The sequence below is a fragment of the Streptomyces sp. NPDC029122 genome, from assembly GCF_055569445.1.
Genome location: NZ_JBVHWK010000013.1, coordinates 111155 through 130639, shown reverse-complemented (window position 1 = coordinate 130639; position 19485 = coordinate 111155). Strand labels below are relative to the sequence as shown.

Here is a 19485-nt window from a genome sequence, read left to right as displayed (position 1 = left end):
ACCTTGAGCAGCAGCACAGCGCAGGCACCGGCACCCGGCGGCGGACGCGCGTCCCAGCCCGACCACCTCGGGCACGTCATCTTCATCACCGCGGCCGCCGCGATGGGCGGTTTCCTCTTCGGATACGACAGCTCCGTCATCAACGGGGCCGTCGTCGCCATCCGCGACCGCTTCGACATCGGATCGGCCGCGCTGGCCCAGGTGATCGCCGCCGCGCTGATCGGCTGCGCGCTCGGCGCCGCCACCGCGGGCCGCATCGCCGACCGGATCGGCCGCATCCGCTGCATGCAGATCGCCGCCGTCCTCTTCACGGCGAGCGCCATCGGCTCGGCCCTCCCGTTCGCGCTCTGGGACCTCGCCATGTGGCGCGTCATCGGCGGCTTCGGCATCGGCATGGCGTCCGTCATCGGCCCCGCCTACATCGCCGAGGTGTCCCCGCCCGCCTACCGGGGCCGGCTGGCCTCCTTCCAGCAGGCCGCCATCGTCATCGGCATCGCCATCTCGCAGCTGGTCAACTGGGGCATCCTCAACCTCGCCGACGGTGACCAGCGCGGGAAGGTCGGCGGGCTGGAAGCCTGGCAGTGGATGCTCGGCGTGATGGTGGTCCCGGCCGTGCTCTACGGGCTGATGTCCTTCGTCATCCCCGAGTCCCCCCGCTTCCTGATCTCCGCGGGCCGCACCGCCGAGGCCCGGAAGGTGCTGGCCGAGGTCGAGGGCGTGCACGTCGACCTGGACGGGCGCGTCGCCGAGATCGAGGCGGCCATGCGCTCCGAGCACAAGTCCACCTTCAAGGACCTGCTCGGCGGCCGCTTCGGCCTGATGCCCATCGTCTGGATCGGCATCGGCCTCTCGGTCTTCCAGCAGCTCGTCGGCATCAACGTGATCTTCTACTACAGCTCCTCGCTGTGGCAGTCCGTCGGCATCGACCCGACCAGCTCGTTCCTCTACTCCTTCACCACGTCGATCATCAACATCATCGGCACGGTGATCGCGATGATCTTCGTCGACCGGATCGGCCGCAAGCCGCTCGCGCTGATCGGCTCGGCGGGCATGGCCGTCTCCCTCGGCCTCTGCGCTTGGGCCTTCTCGTACAAGACCGGCACCGGCGACAGCATCTCCATGCCCGACACCCAGGGCACGGTCGCCCTGATCGCCGCGCACGCCTTCGTGCTCTTCTTCGCCCTGTCCTGGGGCGTGGTGGTCTGGGTGCTGCTCGGCGAGATGTTCCCGAACCGGATCCGGGCCGCCGCCCTCGGTGTCGCAGCCGCGGCCCAGTGGGTCGCCAACTGGATCATCACCGTCACCTTCCCGAACCTGTCGGACTGGAACCTGTCCGGGGCGTACGTCATCTACACGGTCTTCGCCGTGCTCTCGATCCCGTTCATCCTCAAGTGGGTGCCGGAGACCAAGGGCAAGGCGTTGGAGGAGATGGGGTAACAACTCCCCGCCACCACCCCTCCCTCCGCGGTGCTGCCCCGGCTCAGTCCTTGAGCCGGGGCAGCACCTTTTCGCACAGCAGCCGGAGACCGCGCCAGCCCTCGTCCACCGGCATGCCCCCGCACAGCGGGTGCAGCACCAGGTTCCCCGCCTCGCCCGCGGCTCGGGCGTACGCCACCGCCTGCTCCGGGGTCAGGACCCGGTAGACACCCTCCGCGCGCAGCCCCTCCACCGAGCGCGCGGCCGACCGTACGGCGCTGCGGATCTCCCGGGACTGCCACGAGGCGTACGTGGCCGCCTCGTGCAGGAAGCGCTCCCCGTGCTCCGCCCACACCCGGTCAGGGTCCTCCGCGACGTGCAGCAGCGGGGTCTCGGCCGCGGGCATCATGCAGAAGCCCTCCGTGCCGTGCTCCGCGAGCTGCTCCCGGTAGTACGCCTCCAGCTCCGGCAGGTGGGCGCTGGGGAAGAAGGGCAGGCCCAGCCGCGCCGCCCGGCGGGCCGCCGCCCTGGAGCTGCCGCCGACCAGCAGCAGCGGGTGCGGCCGGGTGAAGGGGCGCGGGGTGACCCGCACCGTCCTGCCGCGGAAGGCGAACGGCTCGCCGGTCCACGCCTTCAGCAGGGTCTCCAGCAGCTCGTCCTGGAGCCGGCCGCGCCGGCCCCACTCCACGCCCTGCCGCGCGTACTCCTCCGGCCGGTAGCCGATCCCCGCCACGGTGACCAGCCGGCCCCCGCTCAGCAGGTCGAGCACCGCGATCTCCTCGGCGGCCCGCAGCGGGTCGTAGAGCGGCCCGATGATCGCCGAGACGGTGACCGCGATCCGGCGGGTGGCGCCGAAGACCGCGCCGGCGAAGGCGAAGGGGGAGGGCAGCCAGTTGTCGGGGACGCCGTGGTGCTCCTCCGTCTGGACGGTGTCGATCCCGTGGCCGTCCGCGTACTTCGCCATCTCCAGCGCCGCCTGGTAGCGGGCGCTGAGGCTCTCGGGGGTGCCGTCCGGGTCGACGAGGTTGAACCGGACCACGGTGACGGGCATGGAAGGGTCCCCCTTCGCCGGATGCGCCCCCGCGCCGGATGCGGCGGGGCGGGCGAGGGGGACCTTAGCTGACACAGCCTCAGTTGGACAGGGCTCCGGCAGGCTCGGGCTCCCCGCCCGACACCGGCGCCGCCGGGGCCGGGGTGCGCGGCAGTACGGCGTACAGCGCGGCGGAGACGAGGATGCCGGTCACCCAGCCGAGGCCGTTCCGCCCGATCCAGGTCGAGGCGAGCGGCCCGCTGAACCAGTCCACCTTGGTGAAGAGCAGCCCCGCCACCAGGGCCGCGCCCCAGGCCGTCATCGCCTGCCAGGCGAAACCGCCCCGGTACCAGTAGGCGCTGCCCGGCGTGGTGTCCAGCAGCGCGGCGCCGTCGTAGGAGGTGCGGCGCAGCATGTCCACGCCGAAGACGCCGATCCAGGCGGAGAAGGCCACGGCCAGCAGGGTCAGGAAGGAGATGAACGAACCGAAGAAGCTGGTCGCCACCACCATCAGCAGGAAGCCGAAGACCAGGCTGATGGCGGCGTTGACGCTGACCGCCCAGGTCCGCGGCACCTTGATGCCCAGGGTCTGCGCGGTGAAGCCGGCCGAGTACATCGACATCGAGTTGATCAGCAGCATCCCGATCAGGGCGATCAGCAGGTAGGGCACCGCGATCCAGGTCGGCAGCAGTTCACCGATGAAGGAGACCGGGTCCTGCGCGCTCGCCAGGTCCGGCGTGCCGACGGCCATCACCGCACCCATCAGCACCATCGGCAGGACCACCACGCCCGCACCGCCGATCGTCGCGCCGACCATGCCCCGGGCGGAGGCGGTGCGGGGCAGGTAGCGGGTGAAGTCCGGGCCGGACGGCACCCAGCTGATGCCGCCCGCCGCGATGGTGCCGATGCCCGCGACCATCATCGCCGTGGAGCCCGCCGGCTTGCCGAAGACGGCGGACCAGTCGGTGGTGAAGAGCAGGTAGCCGAGGACGAGCACGCTGAAGCCGCCGAAGAGGTACGTCGACCACTTCGAGCAGACGCGCAGCGCGTTGATGCCGAGCCCCGAGACCACGAAGGTGCAGCCCACGAAGAAGAGCAGGGTGACGACGATGAGCGCGGTGTTGCTCTTCACGCCGAACAGCAGGTCGAGGACCGTCAGTACGGCGTAGGCGCCGCTGACCGCGTTGATGGTCTCCCAGCCCCAGCGCGCCACCCAGATCAGGGAGCCGGGGAAGAGGTTGCCGCGCTGGCCGAAGACGGCGCGCGAGAGCGCCATGCCCGGCGCGCCGCCGCGCTTTCCGGCGATGGAGATCAGGCCGACGATCCCGTACGAGACCACGGGCGCGGCGAGCGCGACGACGAGCACCTGCCAGATGTTGAGCCCGTTGAAGATCACCAGCCCGGCGCCCATGGTGAGCAGCAGCACGCTGATGTTCGCGGCGACCCAGGTGGGGACCAGCTCGCGCACGCGGCCGGTGCGCTCGGCGTCGGGCACGGGCTCCAGCCCGCGGGTCTCGGCTGCGGTCTTGCCGGTGGCCTGGGCTGCGGTCTCGGCGGGGGCCGGTATCGCGCCGGCTGCGGGCTCGGCGGGCATGCGGTTGCTCCGTGGGGCGTGCGGGGACGGGGGAGTGCCGCCCATCATCGTAGATTTGCGCCGAAAACCATAAATAGAGCCTTAGGACCCGGTACGGCCGCCGAGGTCCGGGCTCCGGGGTCGCCGTGGCCGATACTGGGAGCGTTATGGAAATCCTCATCCTTGCCGTAGTCATCGCCCTGGTCGCGGTCGGCGCGATCAGCGGCCTCGTGGTCAGCAGCCGCAAGAAGAAGCAGCTGCCCCCCACGGCGCCGCCGGCCACGCCGACCATCACTGCCCCGCCCGCCGAACCGCAGGTGGGGGAGGACTCCGCACCGACGGTCGAAGAGCCGCGCCGGACCATCGAGGAGGTCGTGCTCCCCGAGGCGGAGACCGCGGCCCCCGAGACTCCCGTCGCGGAAGCGCCCGTCGCGGAGGCCGCCCCGGCCGCGCCCGAGATCGAGGTGCCCGAGCCCACCGCCGGCCGTCTGGTCCGGCTGCGCGCGCGGCTCGCCCGTTCGCAGAACTCGCTCGGCAAGGGGCTCCTGACGCTCCTGTCGCGCGAGCACCTCGACGAGGACACCTGGGAGGAGATCGAGGAGACCCTCCTGATCGCCGACGTCGGTGTCGCGCCGACGCAGGAGCTGGTGGACCGGCTCCGCGAGCGGGTCAAGGTGCTCGGCACCCGCACCCCCGCCGAGCTGCGCACCCTGCTGAAGGAGGAGCTGCTGACCCTGGTCGGCACCGACTTCGACCGCGCCGTGAAGACCGAGAGCGGCACCGACACCCCGGGCGTCGTCATGGTCGTCGGCGTCAACGGCACCGGCAAGACCACCACCACCGGCAAGCTCGCCCGGGTGCTCGTCGCCGACGGCCGCAGCGTGGTGCTCGGCGCCGCCGACACCTTCCGCGCCGCCGCCGCCGACCAGCTCCAGACCTGGGGCGAGCGCGTGGGCGCCCGTACCGTCCGCGGCCCCGAGGGCGGCGACCCCGCCTCCATCGCCTACGACGCGGTCAAGGAGGGCATCGCCGAGGGTGCCGACGTGGTGCTCATCGACACCGCCGGCCGGCTGCACACCAAGACCGGCCTTATGGACGAGCTCGGCAAGGTCAAGCGCGTCGTGGAGAAGCACGGCCCGCTGGACGAGATCCTGCTGGTCCTGGACGCCACCACCGGCCAGAACGGCCTGACCCAGGCGCGCGTCTTCGCCGAGGTCGTGGACATCACCGGCATCGTGCTGACCAAGCTCGACGGCACGGCCAAGGGCGGCATCGTCATCGCCGTCCAGCGCGAGCTGGGGGTCCCGGTCAAGCTCGTCGGCCTCGGCGAGGGCCCCGACGACCTGGCCCCCTTCGAGCCGGAGGCGTTCGTCGACGCCCTCATCGGCGACTGAGGCGGCCTCCACCGCCGGAGGGTCCGTCCCGAGGATCTGCGCAGACCAGTGCCCCCGCGTCCGTCCAGGACCCGGGGGCACTGCCGTGGGCGGGGGCCGTCAGCGGCGGAAGCGGTGGCAGGTGTAGGCGAGGGTGCCGAGCAGCAGCCGGGCCTGCGGGGGGCCGCCCGCGCTGTCCAGCGCGGGTCCGCGCAGCCAGGCCGCCGGGCCCAGGCCCGCGCGGTCGGAGGGCGGGGCGGTCAGGAAGGCGCCGTGGCCCAGGGCGCGCAGGTCCAGGTCGGCGTCGTCCCAGCCCATCCGGTACAGCAGCTCCGGCAGCTCGGCGGCGGCGCCCGGGGCGACGAAGAACTGGGCCCGGCCGTCCGGGGTCGCCGTCACGGGCCCGAGCGGCAGGCCCATCCGTTCCAGCCGGACCAGGGCGCGCCTCCCGGCCTCGGCGGAGACCTCGATGACGTCGAAGGCGCGGCCGACCGGGAGCATGATCGCCGCGCCCGGATACTCGCCCCAGATCTCGGAGACCTCGTCCAGGGTGGCGCCTCCCGGGACGGTCGGGGCGAAGTCCAGCGGGTGAGCCCCCGGCGCGCCGCAGTTCGTATGACCGCAGGAGCAGTCGCGGCCCGGACCCGCGGCGCGGGCCCCGGGGACCGCGTCCCAGCCCCAGAGCCCGGTGTACTCCGCCACCGTCGTGCACTCCGCGGTCCGCCCGCGGCGCCGGACGCCGGAACGGAACTCCTTGGTGCTGCGGCTGCCGCCGATCGTGAAGCCCATGCCCATGCCCCCTCCAACGGGTCGGACGCGCCGGTGGTTACGACGTCGGCGAGACCTGTCGGAGGCCGGGCGGGGCGCGCCTTCCACCGAGGACGCCCGGCGCACTCCCCGCCGCGCGCGCCCCGAGCGCACTCCTGTCCAACCATTGCCGTTTCGCCTTGGTGTCAAGTCAATCGCGCCCGGCCGCCGACGAGTTCATTCAAAGGGGTGGCGAATGGTGGCGTTTCCGGAATCGACCTCGCTGACGGGGTGATCGTAGGATTACTTTCGGTGCACGAAGCCGGCCGACGGGCCCGTCCGTGGGTATGCCGGAGGCAATCGGTGGAGGACTTGTGAAGGTCCCTGGTCACGCCGGCCGCTCCGGTCAGGGTTTCGTGTGAAGAGGCGATGCGGATGGGGGCGTTCCAGTGAGCGGCAACGGCGCAAGCGGAGCGAGCGGCGGATCCGCTGTCCGGAACGAACAGCTGACCTCGTGGTTCGTCCGCAGCGGCTGGTCCAAGGGCGAACTCGCCCGCCAGGTCAACCGCCGTGCCCGGCAGATGGGCGCCCACCACATCAGCACCGACACCTCCCGCGTGCGCCGCTGGCTCGACGGTGAACAGCCCCGCGAACCCGTGCCGCGCATCCTCTCGGAGCTCTTCTCCGAGCGCTTCGGCTCCGTCGTCGCCATCGAACAGCTCGGCCTGCGCACCGCCCACCAGACCCCCTCCGTCTCCGGCGTCGACCTGCCCTGGGCGGGCCCGCAGACCGTGGAACTGCTCAGCGAGTTCTCCCGCAGCGACCTGATGCTCGCCCGCCGGGGCTTCCTCGGGACCTCGCTCGCCCTCTCCGCCGGCCCCGCCCTCATCGAGCCCATGCAGCGCTGGCTCGTCCCGGCCCCGGCCGCCGACCTCGGACCGCGCCCCGAGAACGGGCCGTCCGGCGCGCTCGGCGGACACCGGCCGCCCCGGCTGTCCGAGCCGGAGCTCGACCTCCTCGAAGCCACCACGGTGATGTTCCGCCAGTGGGACGCCCAGTGCGGCGGCGGACTGCGCCGCAAGGCCGTCGTCGGCCAGCTCCACGAGGTCACCGACCTGCTCCAGGAGAGCCACCCGGCCCCGGTCGCCAAACGGCTCTTCAAGGTCGCCGCCGAACTGGCCGAACTCGCCGGCTGGATGAGCTACGACATCGGCCTGCACCCCACCGCGCAGAAGTACTTCGTCCTCGCCCTGCACGCCGCGAAGGAAGCCGGCGACAAGCCCCTGGGCTCGTACATCCTGTCCGGCATGAGCCGGCAGATGATCCACCTGGGCCGCCCCGAGGACGCGCTGGAGCTCATCCACCTCGCCCAGTACGGCAGCCGCGACTGCGCCGGACCGCGCACCCAGGCCATGCTGTACGCGATGGAGGCCCGGGCCTACGCCAACATGGGCCAGCCCAGCCGCTGCAAGCGGGCCGTGCGCATGGCCGAGGACACCTTCTCCGACGTCGGCTTCGACGGCGAGCCCGAACCGGACTGGATCCGCTTCTTCTCCGAGGCGGAGCTCAACGGCGAGAACTCCCACTCCTACCGGGACCTGGCCTACGTGGCCGGGCGCAGCCCCACCTACGCCTCCCTCGCCGAGCCGGTGATGGAACGGGCCGTGGAGCTCTTCGCCAAGGACGAGGAGCACCAGCGCTCGTACGCCCTGAACCTCATCGGCATGGCCACCGTCCACCTGCTCCAGCGCGAGCCGGAACAGGCCACCGTCCTCGTGGACCAGGCCCTCGACGTGGCCAGAAAGGTACGGTCCGAACGGGTGAACACCCGGCTTCGCAAGACCGTCGACACGGCCGCCCGTGAATACGGGGACGTGGCCGAGGTGGTCCGGCTGACCGACCTCCTCGCCTCCCGGCTGCCCGAGGCCGCCGAGGCCGTCTGAGTCCGCTCCCGGCGCGGGCGGGCCCCTGACCCGGGCCCGACCCGCCCCTGACCCGTACATGACTCCGACCGGACCCGCACTTCACCGGTTCATGGAGGCGTAACACGCCAGACCTCTTCGTCATCGGCGCGAAACACCCAGCGGCGCCGCCGGAAACCCTCCTGCGCGAATCTCAGGGCCAATAACCGGCCAGACCTTACGCCGCCGCTCAGGTTTCCCACGATCGCCCGCACGCGAACGTACCGACGACGAGGAGACGCCGATGGCATCAGCCATCACGACCCTCGCAGCAGACGCCCCGACCCTGTCTGCCGCGAACACCGGGTTCATGCTCATCTGCTCCGCCCTGGTCATGCTGATGACCCCGGGACTCGCCTTCTTCTACGGAGGCATGGTCCGCGTCAAGAGCAGCCTCAACATGCTGATGATGAGCTTCATCAGCCTGGGGATCGTCACGATCCTCTGGGTCCTCTACGGCTTCAGCCTCGCCTTCGGCACCGACACGGGCTCGCTGATCGGCTGGAACTCCGACTACGTCGGCCTCAGCGGCATCGGCCTCACCGAGCTGTGGGACGGCTACACCATCCCGGTCTACGTCTTCGCCGTCTTCCAGCTGATGTTCGCCGTCATCACCCCCGCCCTGATCAGCGGCGCCCTCGCCGACCGCGTCAAGTTCAGCGCCTGGGTGCTCTTCACCGCCCTGTGGGTCACCGTCGTCTACTTCCCCGTCGCCCACTGGGTGTGGGGCTCCGGCGGCTGGCTCTTCGAGCTCGGCGTCATCGACTTCGCGGGCGGCACCGCCGTCCACATCAACGCCGGCGCCGCCGCCCTCGGCGTCATCCTGGTCATCGGCAAGCGCGTCGGCTTCAAGAAGGACCCGATGCGCCCGCACAGCCTGCCCCTCGTGATGCTCGGCGCCGGCCTGCTGTGGTTCGGCTGGTTCGGCTTCAACGCCGGATCCTGGCTCGGCAACGACGACGGCGTCGGCGCCGTCATGTTCGTCAACACCCAGGTCGCCACCGCCGCCGCCATGCTCGCCTGGCTCGCCTACGAGAAGCTGCGCCACGGCTCCTTCACCACCCTCGGAGCCGCCTCCGGCGCCGTCGCCGGCCTCGTCGCCATCACCCCGGCCGGCGGCTCCGTCAGCCCGCTCGGCGCGATCGCCGTCGGCGCCATCGCCGGTGTGCTGTGCGCCATGGCCGTCGGCCTGAAGTACAAGTTCGGCTACGACGACTCCCTCGACGTCATCGGCGTCCACCTGGTCGGCGGCATCGCCGGCTCCCTCCTCGTCGGCTTCTTCGCCACCGGCGGCGTCCAGTCCGACGCCAAGGGCCTCTTCTACGGCGGCGGCCTGGAGCAGCTCGGCAAGCAGGCCATCGGGGTCTTCGCCGTCCTCGCCTACTCCCTCGTCGTATCCGCGATCCTGGCCTTCCTCCTCGACAGGACCATGGGCATGCGGGTCGCGGAGGACGTAGAGGTCTCCGGCATCGACCAGGTCGAGCACGCCGAGACCGCCTACGACTTCAGCGGCGCCGGCGGCGGGATCTCCGCACGGAACACCGCCGCACCCGCCCCCGCAGCCGCCGCGCACAAGAAGGTCGACGCATGAAGCTGATCACCGCCATCGTCAAGCCCTACAAGCTGGACGAGATCAAGGAAGCCCTCCACGCCTTCGGAGTCCAGGGCCTCACCGTCTCCGAGGCCAGCGGCTACGGACGCCAGCGCGGCCACACCGAGGTCTACCGGGGCGCCGAGTACACCGTGGACCTCGTACCGAAGATCCGCATCGAGGTGCTCGTCGAGGACGAGGAGGCCGAAGAGCTCATCTCCGTCATCGTCAGCGCCGCCCGGACCGAGAAGATCGGCGACGGCAAGGTGTGGAGCGTCCCCGTGGACTCGGTCGTCCGGGTCCGCACCGGCGAGCGCGGCGCCGACGCGCTCTAGACGACGGGAGCCCCGGGTGACGAGCGTCGAAGAGACCACGCAGGACGACCCGGCCGGCTCCGGTCCCGGCGGCTACGCCGCGGCCCGGCTGCGACTCCTCCAGGAGGAGTCGCGGTCCGGGCCTTCCCGGCGTTCCGCCCTCTCCGGGCTGACCGACCAATGGCTGAACGCACAGTTCACGCGGGCCGCACGGGAGACCGGCGTACGGGGAGCCGCCCTCGTCGCCGTCGGCGGCTACGGACGCGCCGACCTCTCCCCGCGCAGCGACCTCGACCTGCTGCTGCTCCACGACGGCAAGGCGCGGCCCGCCGAACTGAGCGCGCTCGCCGACCGGCTCTGGTACCCCGTGTGGGACCTCGGCCTCGCCCTCGACCACTCCGTACGCACCCCCGGCGAGGCCCGCAAGACCGCCGCCGAGGACCTCAAGGCCCACCTCGGACTGCTCGACGCGCGGCTCGTCTCCGGCGACGCCGGACTCCTGGCCGGGCTGCGCACCTCGGTGCTCGCCGACTGGCGCAACCAGGCCGCCAAGCGGCTCCCGCAGCTGCACGCCCTGTGCCGGGAGCGGGCCGAACGGGCCGGGGAACTGCGCTTCCTGCTGGAACCCGACCTCAAGGAGGCGCGCGGCGGCCTCCGCGACGCCACCGTCCTGCGGGCCGTCGCAGCGTCCTGGCTGGCCGACGCCCCGCGCGAGGGACTGGCCGAGGCCCGGCGGCGGCTGCTGGACGCGCGCGACGCGCTGCACCTGGTGACGGGCCGGGCCACGGACCGGCTCGCCCTCCAGGAACAGCCCCAGGTCGCCGCCCGGCTGGGACTGCTCGACGCCGACGCGCTGCTGCGCGAGGTGTACGAGGCCGCGCGGGTGATCGCGTACGCCGGAGACGTCACCTGGCGGGAGGTCGGGCGGGTGCTGCGCGCCCGGGCCGCCCGGCCGAGACTGCGCGGACTGCTCGGGAACCGGGGCACGGCGGCACCCGAGCGGGCGCCGCTGGCCGACGGGGTGGTGGAGTCCGACGGGGAGGCCGTACTGGCGCTGGCCGCGCGGCCCGAGCGGGACCCCGTGCTGCCCCTGCGGTTCGGGGCGGCCGCCGCGCAGGCGGGCCTGCCCGTCTCGCTGCACGCCGTACGGCGGCTCGCGGCGCAGGCCAGGCCGCTGCCCGTGCCGTGGCCGGCGGAGGCGCGGGAGCAGCTGCTGACCCTGCTGGGGGCGGGCGAGCCGATGGTGGGGGTGTGGGAGGCGCTGGAGGCCGAGGGGCTGATCAGCCGGCTGCTCCCCGACTGGGAGCGGGTGCGCTGCCGCCCCCAGCACAACCCCGTGCACACCTGGACGGTGGACCGGCACCTGATCGAGACGGCGGTGCGGGCCTCGGCGCTGGCCCGCCGCGTGGGCCGGCCCGACCTGCTGCTGATGGCGGCCCTGCTGCACGACATCGGCAAGGGCTGGCCCGGCGACCACTCCCTGGTGGGCGAGACCATCGCCCGCGACATGGCCGGGCGGGTCGGCTTCGACGCGGAGGACGTCGCCGTGCTGGGCACGCTCGTACGCCACCACCTGCTGCTCGTGGACACCGCGACCCGGCGCGACCTGGACGACCCGGCGACCGTACGGGCCGTCGCGGACGCCGTCGGCTCCCTCTCCACCCTGGAGGTCCTGCACGCCCTGACGGAGGCCGACGCCCTGGCCACCGGCCCGGCCGCCTGGAGCACCTGGCGGGGCTCGCTGGTCGCCGACCTCGTGGGGCGGGTCGCCGCCGTGCTGCGCGGCACCCCGCCCGCCGGAACCGAGCCGGAGATCCCGACCACCGAACAGGAACGCCTGGCGGTCGAGGCGCTGCGCACGGGCGAGCCGGTGCTCGCGCTGCACGCCCGCCAGGAGGAGGACGACGCCGTCGGGGTCGAGCTGGTCGTCGCCGCCCCGGACCAGCCCGGGGTGCTGCCGGCCGTGTCCGGGGTGCTGGCGCTGCACCGGCTGACCGTGCGGGCCGCCGACCTGCGCTTCCTGGAGCCGCCGGGGCTGACGGGCGAGGTGCTCGTACTGCGCTGGCGGGTGTCGGCGCAGTACGGGGCCCTGCCGCAGGCCGCGCAGCTCCGGACCGACATGGTGCGGGCGCTGGACGGCACCCTGGACGTCCCGGCGAAGCTGGCCGCCCGCGAGGCGGCGTACCCCCGGCGGCGGGGCGTGGTCCCGCCGCCGCCCCGGGTCACGGTGGTGCCGGAGGTCTCCTCCCTGGCCACCGTCCTGGAGGTGCGGGCACCCGACGCGGTGGGGCTGCTGCACCGGATCGGGCGGGCCCTGGAGGCGGCGGGGGTGCGGGTGCGCAGCGCGCACGTCTCGACGCTGGGCGCGAACGCGGTGGACACGGTGTATGTGACTGCGCCGGACGGCAAACCGCTGCCGCACGCGGACGGGGTGGCGCTGGCCGGGCGAGTGGAGTCAGCCCTGACGTGACCATGACCTTCACCACCACGGCGCCGTTGAGCACGGCGTGCTCCCCGCCACTGCGGGGATGATCCACCGGGACAGCAAGTCCTGAAGATCGTCAACGACCGTGCTCCCCGCATCCGCGGGTTACGACCCCGCCCGCCCATTCCGGAAGGCGGGGTCGATTCATTTGCGGGGCCGGATACTCTGGAGGGCGATCCACCGCCCCCGACCCCCAAGGACCAACGAGCGCCGTGTTCGATACTCTCTCCGACCGCCTGGCGAATACTTTCAAGGGCCTCCGTGGCAAGGGGCGCCTCAGCGAGCAGGACATCGACGCGGCGGCGCGGGAAATCCGTATCGCTCTCCTTGAGGCCGACGTTGCCCTCCCGGTCGTCCGCTCCTTCATCGCGAACGTCAAGGAACGCGCGCGCGGCGAAGAGGTCAGCAAGGCGCTGAATCCTTCGCAACAGGTGCTCAAGATCGTCAACGACGAACTCGTCACCATCCTCGGCGGCGAGACCCGCCGGCTGCGCTTCGCCAAGACCGCGCCCACCGTGATCATGCTGGCCGGTCTCCAGGGTGCCGGTAAGACCACCCTCGCCGGAAAGCTCGGTCACTGGCTGAAGGGGCAGGGCCACGCCCCGCTCCTCGTCGCCTGCGACCTCCAGCGCCCCAACGCCGTCAACCAGCTCTCCGTCGTCGCGGAGCGCGCCGGCGTCGCGGTCTACGCGCCCCAGCCCGGCAACGGCGTCGGCGACCCGGTCCAGGTGGCCAAGGACTCCGTCGAGTACGCGCGCACCAAGCAGTTCGACGTCGTGGTGGTGGACACGGCCGGCCGTCTGGGCATCGACGCCGAGCTCATGCAGCAGGCGGCCGACATCCGCGACGCGGTTTCGCCGGATGAGATCCTCTTCGTCGTCGACGCCATGATCGGCCAGGACGCGGTCAACACCGCCGAGGCCTTCCGTGACGGCGTCGGCTTCGACGGCGTGGTGCTTTCCAAGCTCGACGGCGACGCCCGCGGCGGTGCCGCGCTCTCCATCGCGCACGTCACCGGCAAGCAGATCATGTTCGCCTCGAACGGCGAGAAGCTCGACGACTTCGACGCCTTCCACCCCGACCGCATGGCGGGCCGGATCCTCGACATGGGTGACATGCTCACCCTCATCGAGCAGGCCGAGAAGACCTTCAGCCAGGCCGAGGCCGAGAAGATGGCGGCCAAGCTGGCGAAGGGGCCGAAGGAGTTCACGCTCGACGACTTCCTGGCCCAGATGGAGCAGGTCCGCAAGATGGGCTCCATCTCCAAGCTCCTCGGCATGCTGCCGGGCATGGGCCAGATCAAGGACCAGATCAACAACATCGACGAGCGGGACGTCGACCGCACCGCCGCGATCATCAAGTCGATGACCCCGGCCGAGCGCCAGGACCCGCACATCATCAACGGCTCGCGCCGCGCCCGTATCGCCAAGGGCTCCGGTGTCGAGGTCAGCGCCGTGAAGTCGCTCGTGGAGCGCTTCTTCGAGGCCCGCAAGATGATGTCCCGCATGGCCCAGGGCGGCGGGATGCCCGGCATGCCCGGCATCCCGGGCATGGGCGGCGGCCCCGGCCGGCAGAAGAAGCAGGTCAAGCAGGCCAAGGGCAAGCGCAAGAGCGGCAACCCGATGAAGCGCAAGGAAGAGGAGGCCGCCGCCGCGGCCCGCCGCGAGCAGGGCCCTCAGCCCGGCGCTCCGGCCGCGGGCGGCAGCCCGTTCGGGCTCCCCGCCGGCGGCCAGCCCGGCCAGGACTTCGACCTGCCGGACGAGTTCAAGAAGTTCATGAAGTAGCCGTGAGGGGGAGGGGCGATTTGTCGCTTATGGTCGGCCGGGAGGACGGCATAAGGAGGCCCACGTGCCCAGCCCCACCCCCGTACCGCCACGCGACCGGGCCGACACCCCCTGGCGCTCGGAGGGCGCCCCGCCCGCCCCGCCCGCCAAGCGGAAGATGCCCGGCGGCGGCTGGCGCGGACTGGTGCTCGCCGCCCTGATCGTCTTCCTGCTGACCAACCTCGTGCTGTCCTTCTACAACGAGGGCGACGAGCCGACGATCTCGTACACGGAGTTCAGCAAGCAGGTCGGCGACGGCAACGTCTCGAAGATCTACTCCAAGGGCGACGCCATCCAGGGACAGCTCAAGAGCGAGCGGCCCGTCCCCGGCGGAAAGGGCGACTACACCAAGTTCGTCACCCAGCGCCCCGCCTTCGCCGACGACCAGCTGTGGTCCAGCCTCACGGCCAAGGGCGTCACGGTCACCGCCTCCCCGGTGGTCGTGCAGCGCAGCTTCCTGGCCAACCTGCTCATCTCGCTCGCCCCGATGCTGCTCCTGGTCGGCCTGTGGCTGCTCATCGCCCGCCGGATGGGCTCGGCGATGGGCGGGATGGGCGGGCTGGGCCGCAAGGGTCCGCCCAAGCCCGTGGAACTGCAGGCCGGCGCCCCGCGCACCACCTTCGACGACGTCGCCGGCATCGACGAGGTCGAGGGCGAGCTGAACGACGTCGTCGACTTCCTCAGGAACCCGCAGCGGTACCGCGACATGGGTGCCCGGATGCCCGGCGGCGTCCTCCTCGCCGGCGCGCCCGGCACCGGCAAGACCCTGCTCGCGCGGGCGGTCGCGGGTGAGGCCGGGGTGCCGTTCTTCTCCGCGTCCGCGTCCGAGTTCATCGAGATGATCGTCGGGGTCGGCGCCTCCAGGGTCAGGGAGCTCTTCGCCGAGGCGCGCAAGGTGGCCCCCGCCATCGTCTTCATCGACGAGATCGACACCATCGGCCGGGTGCGCGGCGGCGGCGCGGCCATGGGCGGCCACGACGAGCGCGAACAGACCCTCAACCAGATCCTCACCGAGATGGACGGCTTCTCCGGCTCCGAGGGCGTCGTCGTCCTCGCCGCCACCAACCGGGCCGACGTGCTCGACCCGGCCCTGACCCGGCCCGGCCGCTTCGACCGCACGGTCGTGGTCTCCCCGCCCGACCGCGGCGGCCGCGAGGCCATCCTGCGCATCCACACCCGCGACATCCCGCTCGCCCCCGGGGTCGACCTCGCCCAGGTGGCCCGCACCACCCCCGGGATGACCGGAGCCGAGCTCGCCAACCTGGCCAACGAGGCCGCGCTGCTGGCCGTCAAGCGCAAGCAGCGGGAGGTCACCCAGGCGGACCTCTCCGACGCCCTGGAGAAGGTCCAGCTGGGCGCGGAACGGCCCCTGGTGATGCCGCTGGAGGAGCGGCGCCGCACCGCCTACCACGAGAGCGGCCACGCCCTGCTGGGCATGCTCCAGCCGGGCGCCGACCCCGTACGCAAGATCACCATCGTGCCCCGGGGCCGGGCCCTCGGCGTCACCCTCTCCACCCCGGACGCGGACCGGTACGCGTACACGGAGGAGTACCTCCGGGGCCGCGTCATCGGCGCGCTCGGCGGCATGGCGGCCGAGGAGACCGTCTACCACGTGGTCACCACCGGCGCCGAGAACGACCTCGAACAGGTCACCAACATCGTCCGGGGAATGGTCGGCCGCTGGGGCATGAGCGAGCGCGTCGGCAAGCTGACCGCCATCCCGTCCGACGGACAGGGCCCGTACGGCCTGTCCGCCGCCCCCACCACCCTCGACACCGTGGACCACGAGATGCGGCGGATCGTGGACGAGTGCTACGAGGAGGCCTGCCGCCTGCTGCGCGAGCACCGGCCGAAGCTCGACGCCCTGGCCGAGGCCCTCCTGGCGGCCGAGACCCTGGACGAGCAGGCGGCGTACGCGGCGGCCGGCATCCCCCGCCTCGCGAAGTAGGCGGCGCCCCCGCCCCGCGAGGCGGGCGGCACCGCCCGGGTCAGGCCACGCGGGTGACGACGTAGCGGAAGATGTTCGGCAGCCAGACGGCGCCGTCGGCCCGCTCGTACGGGTGAAGGGCCTCCGACAGCTCCTTCTCCGCCTGGCCGGGATCCGCCGCGCCGTACAGCCCCGTCGACAGCAGACCGCGTACCGCGCTGTCCACGTCCGCGTACCCGAACGGGCAGAACACCCGCCCCGACCCGTCGGGGACCAGCCCCGCCCGCGCCGCCAGCGCGTCCAGGTCCAGGGCCGCCGGGCCGCCGCCCAGCACCGCCGGCACCGTGCACCGCTCCGGCGGGCCCCAGCCGGCCAGCACCACCGCGCCGCCCCGCCGGACCGCCGGCAGGGCCGCCGCCAGGGCGCCCGGGGAGGGCGCGAAGGCCAGCAGGACGTCGTAGGGCCGCGCGGGGGGCACCGGGGGAACCGGCACCACCTCCAGCAGCCGCTCGCGGGCCAGCGCCCGGCGGGCCGGATCCGCCTCCACGCCGGTGGCGGCGGCACCCCGCCCGCCGGCCAGCAGCAGGGCCAGCCCGGCCCCGCAGTCGAGGCCCAGCAGCCGGTCACCCGGCCCGATCTCCAGCCGGTCGTAGACCGCCTCGTACAGCGGTACCAGCATCCGTTCCTGGATCTCCGCCCAGTCCCGGGCGACGAGCGTCGCCGTCGGCGTCGGTGTCATCGAAAGAGCGCTCCTGATTCCGTGTCGCCCCCATGCCCCCGTTGCCAGGGAACTCCCCATTCGCCCCCGCGTCCAGAGGAGCGCGCCACCCGATTCACGCTCGACCCGCCCGGCGCCGTACCATTCGCGCCATGGCAAAGGCACCCGTTCTCACCCCGCAGGCGGAGGATTTCCCCCGCTGGTACCAGGATCTGATCAACAAGGCCGAGCTGGCCGACAACGGTCCGGTCCGCGGCACCATGGTCATCCGTCCGTACGGCTACGGCCTGTGGGAGCGGATGCAGCAGGAGATGGACGCCCGCATCAAGGACGCCGGCGCCCAGAACGCGTACTTCCCGCTGTTCATCCCGCAGTCGTACCTGACGCGGGAAGCCGAGCACGTCGAGGGCTTCGCCCCCGAGCTCGCGGTCGTCACCCACGGCGGCGGCAAGGAGCTGGAAGAGCCGGTCGTCGTCCGGCCCACCTCCGAGACGATCATCAACGACTACTTCTCCAAGTGGGTCCAGAGCTACCGGGACCTGCCTCTGCTGATCAACCAGTGGGCCAACGTGGTGCGCTGGGAGATGCGCCCCCGCGTGTTCCTCCGTACGAGCGAGTTCCTTTGGCAGGAGGGCCACACCGCCCACGCCACGTACGAGGACGCCCGCGACTACGCCGCCCGCATCCACCGCGACGTCTACGGCGACTTCATGACGAACGTGCTCGGCATCGACGTCGTGCTCGGCCGCAAGACCGCCAAGGAGCGCTTCGCCGGCGCCATCAACACCCTCACCCTCGAGGGCATGATGGGTGACGGCAAGGCCCTCCAGATGGGTACGAGCCACGAGCTCGGCACCAACTTCGCCAAGGCCTTCAACACCCAGTACCTCTCGAAGGAGGGCCAGCAGGAGCTGGTCTGGCAGACCTCGTGGGGCGTCTCGACCCGCATGGTCGGCGGTCTGATCATGTCCCACGGCGACGACAACGGCCTGCGGGTGCCGCCGCGCCTGGCGCACGTCCAGGTCGTCGTCATGGCGATCAAGGGCGACGAGGCCGTGGCGAAGGTCCGCGAGCTGGGTGCCCAGCTCAAGGCCGCGGGCATCCGCGTCCACGTCGACGACCGCGTCGACACCCCCTTCGGCCGCCGCGCGGTGGACTGGGAGCTCAAGGGCGTACCGGTGCGCATCGAGATCGGCCCCCGCGACCTGGAGGCCGGCACCGCGATGCTGGCCCGCCGGATCCCGGGCGGGAAGACCCCGGTGCAGATCGACGCCCTCGCCGACCTGCTGCCCAAGGTGCTCGACGAGGACCAGGCGCAGCTGCTGCGCGAGTCCCGCGAGCGCAGGGAGTCCCGTACGAGCGACGTGACCACGATCGAGGAGGCCGCGGAGGCCGCGATCGCGGGCGGCTGGGCGCGCATCCCGTGGGCCGACCTCGGCCCCGAGGGCGAGGCCAAGCTGGGCGAGCAGGCCGTCTCGGTCCGCTGCCTGATCGCCGAGGACGGGTCCGTTCCGGTGGCTGACGACGCCCCCGGTACGCTCGCGATCGTCGCGCGCTCCTACTGATTTCCCCTGACGCCCCTGGCGTGCGGCGGCGGCCGCACTCCGGGGGCGTCGGCGTCGATAGTCCTCCTTACGTACCGACTCATCCGGGGATATGCGCACCCGTCCTCGCTAGGACGCATCAGACTGAACTGACTGGTACGTGCAAAAAATTTGGAATGGCCCGGAATCGGAACACCGGGGCACCCCGGCTCGTTGTCACGACGTGAGCACGACACCACCTGTTCTCGCCGCAGAGCTGGCGCAGGCGTGGGCCGACATTCAGCGGTACCACCCCGAGCTGCCTGACCTTGCCGCGCCCGAGTCCCTGATCGGAGAGTCCTCGTCCGCCTGCGGCGCCGAGCTCTCCTTCGAGCGACTGCTGCACGAGGCAGTCCACGGCATCGCGGCCGCCCGCGGAGTGCGCGACACCTCGCGCGCCGGCCGCTACCACAACCGCAGATTCCTCGCGATCGCCGAGGAGATGGGGCTCGACCATTCCGAGGAGCCGCACGCCAGCAGCGGGTTCTCCCTGGTCACCCTCAATCCCGAGGCCAAGAGGCGTTACCGTCCCACCATCGAGCGGCTCCAGCGCGCCCTGAAGGCGCATACGGCGGCCACCTCGGCCGACACCAAGCGCAGCTTCCGGGGCCCGGCCGCCCGGCACGGCTCCTCGGGCGGTGGCGTACGGGTCAAGGCGGTCTGCGACTGCGGCCGCAACGTCCGGGTGGTCCCCTCCGTGCTGGCCCAGGCGCCGATCGTGTGCGGCGGCTGCATGAAGCCCTTCCGGATCCCCGAGGTCGCCACCGCGGCCGCCTCCTGACGCGACGCCCCCCGGCGGGGCGGTGACGTGCCCGGACCGGGGGGCGGGGGAGGGGGGGGGGGGGGGGGGGGGGGGGGGGGGGGGGGGGGGGGGGGGGGGGGGGGGGGGGGGGAGGGGGGGGGGGGGGGGGGGGGGGGGGAGGGAGGGGGGGGGGGGCCGGGGC

14 protein-coding genes are annotated in these 19485 nt (G+C 72.4%); 10 read left to right on the top strand and 4 right to left on the bottom strand.

What is annotated here, in order from left to right:
* Positions 1 to 3 precede the first annotated feature (3 nt).
* Positions 4 to 1437: a sugar porter family MFS transporter gene (locus tag ACZ4WZ_RS17590; RefSeq protein ID WP_467891136.1), complete on the top strand. Its 1434-nt coding sequence runs from the start codon at positions 4 to 6 to the stop codon at positions 1435 to 1437.
* Positions 1438 to 1480: 43 nt separating this feature from the next.
* On the opposite strand, the gene ACZ4WZ_RS17585 is transcribed toward ACZ4WZ_RS17590, so the two are convergent.
* Positions 1481 to 2467 carry an LLM class flavin-dependent oxidoreductase gene (locus ACZ4WZ_RS17585; RefSeq protein WP_467891133.1) on the bottom strand — a complete coding sequence of 329 codons (987 nt, stop codon included), beginning with the start codon at positions 2465 to 2467 and terminating at the stop codon, positions 1481 to 1483.
* Positions 2468 to 2546: 79 nt separating this feature from the next.
* Positions 2547 to 4040 (bottom strand): cytosine permease, encoded by a 1494-nt coding sequence (locus ACZ4WZ_RS17580; RefSeq protein WP_467891131.1) that lies wholly within the window; start codon positions 4038 to 4040, stop codon positions 2547 to 2549.
* Positions 4041 to 4186: 146 nt separating this feature from the next.
* Between ACZ4WZ_RS17580 and ftsY the strand changes: the two genes are divergently transcribed.
* Positions 4187 to 5413 carry a signal recognition particle-docking protein FtsY gene (gene ftsY, locus ACZ4WZ_RS17575; protein ID WP_467891128.1) on the top strand — a complete coding sequence of 409 codons (1227 nt, stop codon included), beginning with the start codon at positions 4187 to 4189 and terminating at the stop codon, positions 5411 to 5413.
* 99 nt (positions 5414 to 5512) lie between these two features.
* On the opposite strand, the gene ACZ4WZ_RS17570 is transcribed toward ftsY, so the two are convergent.
* Positions 5513 to 6181, bottom strand: a complete 669-nt coding sequence (locus ACZ4WZ_RS17570) for a bifunctional DNA primase/polymerase (RefSeq protein ID WP_467891125.1) — start codon at positions 6179 to 6181, stop codon at positions 5513 to 5515.
* A 407-nt stretch (positions 6182 to 6588) separates the two neighbouring features.
* Between ACZ4WZ_RS17570 and nsdA the strand changes: the two genes are divergently transcribed.
* From nsdA to ftsH, 6 genes are all read left to right on the top strand, one after another.
* Positions 6589 to 8082: a transcriptional repressor NsdA gene (gene nsdA, locus ACZ4WZ_RS17565; RefSeq protein WP_467891123.1), complete on the top strand. Its 1494-nt coding sequence runs from the start codon at positions 6589 to 6591 to the stop codon at positions 8080 to 8082.
* Positions 8083 to 8344: 262 nt separating this feature from the next.
* Complete coding sequence (locus tag ACZ4WZ_RS17560; RefSeq protein ID WP_467891120.1) at positions 8345 to 9691, top strand: ammonium transporter; 1347 nt, start codon at positions 8345 to 8347, stop codon at positions 9689 to 9691.
* The gene (locus tag ACZ4WZ_RS17555) at positions 9688 to 10026 is read left to right on the top strand and encodes a P-II family nitrogen regulator (RefSeq protein WP_361610247.1); all 339 of its coding nucleotides are present in this window, start codon (positions 9688 to 9690) and stop codon (positions 10024 to 10026) included. The genes ACZ4WZ_RS17560 and ACZ4WZ_RS17555 overlap by 4 nt, the downstream gene beginning before the upstream one ends.
* A 16-nt stretch (positions 10027 to 10042) precedes the next feature.
* Positions 10043 to 12475 carry a [protein-PII] uridylyltransferase gene (locus tag ACZ4WZ_RS17550; RefSeq protein ID WP_467891118.1) on the top strand — a complete coding sequence of 811 codons (2433 nt, stop codon included), beginning with the start codon at positions 10043 to 10045 and terminating at the stop codon, positions 12473 to 12475.
* A 227-nt stretch (positions 12476 to 12702) separates the two neighbouring features.
* Positions 12703 to 14274: a signal recognition particle protein gene (gene ffh, locus ACZ4WZ_RS17545; RefSeq protein WP_467891116.1), complete on the top strand. Its 1572-nt coding sequence runs from the start codon at positions 12703 to 12705 to the stop codon at positions 14272 to 14274.
* 64 nt (positions 14275 to 14338) lie between these two features.
* Complete coding sequence (gene ftsH, locus ACZ4WZ_RS17540; protein WP_467891114.1) at positions 14339 to 16261, top strand: ATP-dependent zinc metalloprotease FtsH; 1923 nt, start codon at positions 14339 to 14341, stop codon at positions 16259 to 16261.
* Between the two features lie 40 nt (positions 16262 to 16301).
* Here the strand turns inward: ftsH and ACZ4WZ_RS17535 are convergent, their stop codons facing one another.
* Positions 16302 to 16979, bottom strand: coding sequence for a methyltransferase type 11 (locus ACZ4WZ_RS17535; protein WP_467891112.1), 678 nt, complete (start codon positions 16977 to 16979; stop codon positions 16302 to 16304).
* A 131-nt stretch (positions 16980 to 17110) separates the two neighbouring features.
* On the opposite strand from ACZ4WZ_RS17535, the gene proS reads away from it, so the two are divergent.
* Together proS and ACZ4WZ_RS17525 are read left to right on the top strand one after the other, a co-directional pair.
* A complete protein-coding gene (gene proS, locus ACZ4WZ_RS17530) occupies positions 17111 to 18523 on the top strand; it encodes a proline--tRNA ligase (RefSeq protein WP_467891111.1) in 1413 nt (470 codons plus the stop codon).
* Between the two features lie 202 nt (positions 18524 to 18725).
* A complete protein-coding gene (locus ACZ4WZ_RS17525) occupies positions 18726 to 19322 on the top strand; it encodes a hypothetical protein (protein ID WP_467891108.1) in 597 nt (198 codons plus the stop codon).
* The last annotated feature ends 163 nt before the right edge of the window (positions 19323 to 19485 follow it).

Excerpts from the sequence above, each read along its gene's own strand:
- ACZ4WZ_RS17585 (WP_467891133.1), bottom strand. The coding sequence starts at position 2,467 with ATGCCCGTCACCGTGGTCCGGTTCAACCTCGTCGACCCGGACGGCACC.
- ACZ4WZ_RS17580 (WP_467891131.1), bottom strand. The coding sequence starts at position 4,040 with ATGCCCGCCGAGCCCGCAGCCGGCGCGATACCGGCCCCCGCCGAGACC.
- ftsY (WP_467891128.1), top strand. The coding sequence starts at position 4,187 with ATGGAAATCCTCATCCTTGCCGTAGTCATCGCCCTGGTCGCGGTCGGC.
- ACZ4WZ_RS17570 (WP_467891125.1), bottom strand. The coding sequence starts at position 6,181 with ATGGGCTTCACGATCGGCGGCAGCCGCAGCACCAAGGAGTTCCGTTCC.
- ACZ4WZ_RS17560 (WP_467891120.1), top strand. The coding sequence starts at position 8,345 with ATGGCATCAGCCATCACGACCCTCGCAGCAGACGCCCCGACCCTGTCT.
- ACZ4WZ_RS17555 (WP_361610247.1), top strand. The coding sequence starts at position 9,688 with ATGAAGCTGATCACCGCCATCGTCAAGCCCTACAAGCTGGACGAGATC.
- ACZ4WZ_RS17535 (WP_467891112.1), bottom strand. The coding sequence starts at position 16,979 with ATGACACCGACGCCGACGGCGACGCTCGTCGCCCGGGACTGGGCGGAG.
- proS (WP_467891111.1), top strand. The coding sequence starts at position 17,111 with ATGGCAAAGGCACCCGTTCTCACCCCGCAGGCGGAGGATTTCCCCCGC.